Source organism: Lysobacter enzymogenes (assembly GCF_017168095.1).
GTDB classification, from domain to species: domain Bacteria; phylum Pseudomonadota; class Gammaproteobacteria; order Xanthomonadales; family Xanthomonadaceae; genus Lysobacter; species Lysobacter enzymogenes_D.
Genome location: NZ_LXSD01000342.1, coordinates 1 through 3,167, shown reverse-complemented (window position 1 = coordinate 3,167; position 3,167 = coordinate 1). Strand labels below are relative to the sequence as shown.

General features: G+C 71.9%; 5 protein-coding genes and 1 pseudogene. 5 read left to right on the top strand and 1 reads right to left on the bottom strand.

Going from position 1 to position 3,167, the window contains the following annotated elements:
• Together A7A76_RS12585 and A7A76_RS12580 are read left to right on the top strand one after the other, a co-directional pair.
• Positions 1-801: ribonuclease H-like domain-containing protein (locus A7A76_RS12585; protein ID WP_206411505.1), on the top strand; the 801-nt coding region annotated here is incomplete at its 5' end.
• A gap of 317 nt (positions 802-1,118) precedes the next feature.
• The gene (locus A7A76_RS12580; protein WP_206411504.1) at positions 1,119-1,421 is read left to right on the top strand and encodes an I78 family peptidase inhibitor; all 303 of its coding nucleotides are present in this window, start codon (positions 1,119-1,121) and stop codon (positions 1,419-1,421) included.
• A 15-nt stretch (positions 1,422-1,436) separates the two neighbouring features.
• On the opposite strand, the pseudogene A7A76_RS26575 reads toward A7A76_RS12580, so the two are convergent.
• Positions 1,437-1,598: pseudogene (locus tag A7A76_RS26575) on the bottom strand (DUF6053 domain-containing protein); the annotation flags it as partial.
• Between the two features lie 59 nt (positions 1,599-1,657).
• On the opposite strand from A7A76_RS26575, the gene A7A76_RS12575 reads away from it, so the two are divergent.
• The 3 genes from A7A76_RS12575 (at position 1,658) to A7A76_RS12565 (ending at position 3,025) form a co-directional block, all read left to right on the top strand.
• On the top strand, positions 1,658-2,062 hold the full coding sequence (locus A7A76_RS12575; protein ID WP_206411503.1) for an I78 family peptidase inhibitor: 405 nt from the start codon (positions 1,658-1,660) through the stop codon (positions 2,060-2,062).
• Between the two features lie 82 nt (positions 2,063-2,144).
• Positions 2,145-2,591: a ribonuclease domain-containing protein gene (locus tag A7A76_RS12570; protein WP_206411502.1), complete on the top strand. Its 447-nt coding sequence runs from the start codon at positions 2,145-2,147 to the stop codon at positions 2,589-2,591.
• Entirely contained in the window at positions 2,588-3,025 is a 438-nt protein-coding gene (locus A7A76_RS12565; protein WP_206411501.1) for a barstar family protein, read from the top strand. The genes A7A76_RS12570 and A7A76_RS12565 overlap by 4 nt, the downstream gene beginning before the upstream one ends.
• Positions 3,026-3,167 lie beyond the last annotated feature (142 nt).

Sequence of the window (3,167 nt, the reverse complement as noted above, 5' to 3'; positions counted from 1 at the left end):
GATGCGGACGCGCGCGCTGCGAACGCGCGCCCGCGCCTGCCCGCGCGCGCGCCGGACGCACCGGCACCGCGCAGCCTGCGCGCCCTGCCCGTCGATCGCTCCCTGCCCGGCGAGGAAATCGCCCCCGGCCTGCACCTGATCCAGGCCCACCTGCCGCTGCCGGGCCCGCGCGAGGCGCTGTCGCTGGCCTTCGCCAAGCGCCGCGACGACCACATCGATCCGCGCCGGCTGCTGTTCTTCGACACCGAAACCACCGGCCTGGCCGGCGGCACCGGCACCCGCGCCTTCATGATCGGCGCGGCCGACTGGCACGACGACCCGCAGCGCGGCGACGGGCTGCGCATCCGCCAACTCATGATCTCCACGCTATCGGCCGAGAGCGCCATGCTGCGCGAGTTCGCGCGCTGGCTGGCGCCGGACACGGTGCTGTCGAGCTACAACGGCCGTTGCTACGACGCCCCGCTGCTCAACACCCGTTACCGCCTGGCGCGCATCGCCAACCCGCTGGCCGGGCTCGATCACGTCGACCTGCTGTTCCCGACCCGGCGGCTGTACCGCGGCGTGTGGGAGAACTGCAAGCTGGCGACGATGGAACGCGAACTGCTGCGGATCGTGCGCGAGGACGACCTGCCCGGCTCGCAGGCGCCGGCGGCGTGGCTGCACTTCCTGCGCGGCGGCGCGTCGTCGCTGCTGCGGCGGGTCGCCGCGCACAATCATCAGGACGTGGTCACCCTGGCCGAGCTGATGCAGCGGCTGTTGCGGGCGCAAGCGCAGGCGGATGCGGCGTTGCTGGCGTCCTGAGGCGCCTGTAGGAGGGACTTCAGTCCCGATGCTTTTGTTTCCGACCTGATCGAAAGGCATCGGGACTGAAGTCCCTCCTACAAGACAGGACCAAACCGGGCACACACGATTACAAGCGCGATACATGCGCGTTCATCGCCCTCGTATAGACTCGCCCTGCCTCGCGGGAACGACCCGGTCGCGACGCAACGCGGCAACGCGCCAGACATGGCCGTCGCCGCCGCGCCGTTGCCGCGATGCCGGCCTTCATGCGCCGCACACGCCGCCGGGCCCAGGCTCGCGGCACTCCCGTCCATGCCTCATGCAGGAGCCTCGCCATGTCCTCCCCCGTCTCCCTCCGCCTCGCCCTGCCGGTCGCCGCGCTCGGCCTGATGCTGTCGGCCTGCGCCACCCCGATTCCGCCGACCAACGTCGGCCAGAGCTGCAACGCCGAAGCCGCGCGCTGGGCCATCGGCCGCGCGCCCGACGCCGCCACGGTCGAGCGCATCCGCAGCGAAACCCACAGCCGCGATGTGCGCGTGCTGACCCCGGGTTCGGCGGCGACCATGGATTACCGCGAAGACCGCATCAACGTCGACGTCAACGACCGCGGCGCGATCACCGGCCTGCGCTGCGGCTGATCCGCGCGCTTGCAGCGAAGCCCTTGTGGGAGGGCCTTCAGGCCCGATGCTCTTGTTCGGGATTGAAGCCAAAGCATCGGGCCTGAAGGCTCTCCCACAGCAAAGACCAGCGATCTGTCGCGCTGTGCGCGCAGTCGCGAATCGGCGATCGCGCGCTCCCGCATTAACCCGCGACACAGCCGCCCCGGCGCAGGCTCGAGCGACCGCGCCCCGCGCGCATCGCGAAGGAGTCCGCCATGTCCGCACCGACCGTCGCCGTCCGCCGCCTTCTGCCCGTCCTGTGCCTGGCCGCCGCGTTGCCGCTGGCGATGAGCGCCTGCGCGGCGTCCCGTCCGGCCGCCGCAATGCCCAGCTCGGCCGAACAAGCCGTCGCCGCCGGGCAGGCCGCCGCCGAACCGGCCGCACCGGCGCAGCCCGCCGCGTTGCCGCCGCGCCCGAGCTGCAATGCCGAAGCCGCCAAAGCCAGCCTGATCGGCAAGACCGCCGACGCCGCCACGGTCGAGCGCGCCCGCACCGCCGCCGGCGGCCACACGGTGCGCGTGCTCAAGCCGGGGCAGATGATCACCAAGGAATATCTGGACGGGCGGGTCAACGTGCATGTGGATGAGCGCAACGTCATCGTCGACGTGGGTTGCGGCTGAGCCGCGCACGCGGCGCGCCGCCGCTCATGTCGCGTAGAGCCCGCCTCGCCTAAACTCCCGACTTTTCCGGGAGCCTCTCGCCATGCGCCGCACTCTTTGGCCCCTCGCCGTCGTGGTCTTGATCGGGCTGTGGGCCTGGAACCAGTTCGGCCATCGCTCCCCTGCGTCCGCCTCGGGCCCGGTCGCCGTCGCCGACGACGCGCGCGCGCCGCGCAACGGCAGCGCGCGCGAGTCCGCCTATCCCGCGTTCTTGCCGAACGAAGCCCACGACGTGCTGCGCCGCATCGCCGTCGGCGGCCCGTTCGAGCATCGCCAGGACGGCAGCACCTTCCAGAACCGCGAACGCCGGCTGCCGCCGCAGCCGCGCGGCTACTACCGCGAGTACACCGTGGAAACGCCGGGCTCCGGCGACCGCGGCGCGCGCCGCATCGTCACCGGCGGCGATCCGCCGGCCGAGTATTACTACAGCGACGATCACTACCGCAGCTTCCGCCGTTTCGACCCGCCCGCCCAAGGAGCCGCGCGATGAGCGCCATCGACCCGCGCGCGTTGCTCGCCGATCCGGCCCAGGCCGGCGCCTACTTCATCGATGCGCGCGACAGCCAGGCCCTGGCCGACGCCGCCGCCGAACTCGAGTTCGCGCTCGCGCGGGTCGACTTCGCCGGCTGCCGCGACAAGGACGACGCGTTGGCGCGCATCGCCGCCGGCCTGCGTTTTCCCGAGTGGTTCGGCGGCAACTGGGATGCGCTCGACGACAGCGTCAACGATCTGTCGTGGTGGCCGGCGCCGGGCTACCTGCTGCTGATCGAACGCGCCGGCGCGTGGCAGGCGGCGAACGCCGACGACGCGGCGACCTTGGTCGAAATCCTCGGCGACGCCGCGCGCGACTGGGCCAAGACCCGGGTGCCGTTCTGGGCGCTGCTGCCGCTGCCGGAATCGGAGCTGGCGCAGATGGCGCCTTGAGCTTGCGATCCGGGGACTTCGGAGCCGTGTCGCGGCGAAGCCCTGGATGCCCGCGTTCGCGGGCATGACGATAGGTGGATTTCGCTGCGAACCGCCTTTGCGATACTGCGTCGTGCCGCGCCGCTCCATATCGTCATCCCCG

Excerpts from the sequence above, each read along its gene's own strand:
- A7A76_RS12580 (WP_206411504.1), top strand. The coding sequence starts at position 1,119 with ATGTCCTCCCCCGTCTCCCTCCGCCTCGCCCTGCCGGTCGCCGCGCTC.
- A7A76_RS12575 (WP_206411503.1), top strand. The coding sequence starts at position 1,658 with ATGTCCGCACCGACCGTCGCCGTCCGCCGCCTTCTGCCCGTCCTGTGC.
- A7A76_RS12570 (WP_206411502.1), top strand. The coding sequence starts at position 2,145 with ATGCGCCGCACTCTTTGGCCCCTCGCCGTCGTGGTCTTGATCGGGCTG.
- A7A76_RS12565 (WP_206411501.1), top strand. The coding sequence starts at position 2,588 with ATGAGCGCCATCGACCCGCGCGCGTTGCTCGCCGATCCGGCCCAGGCC.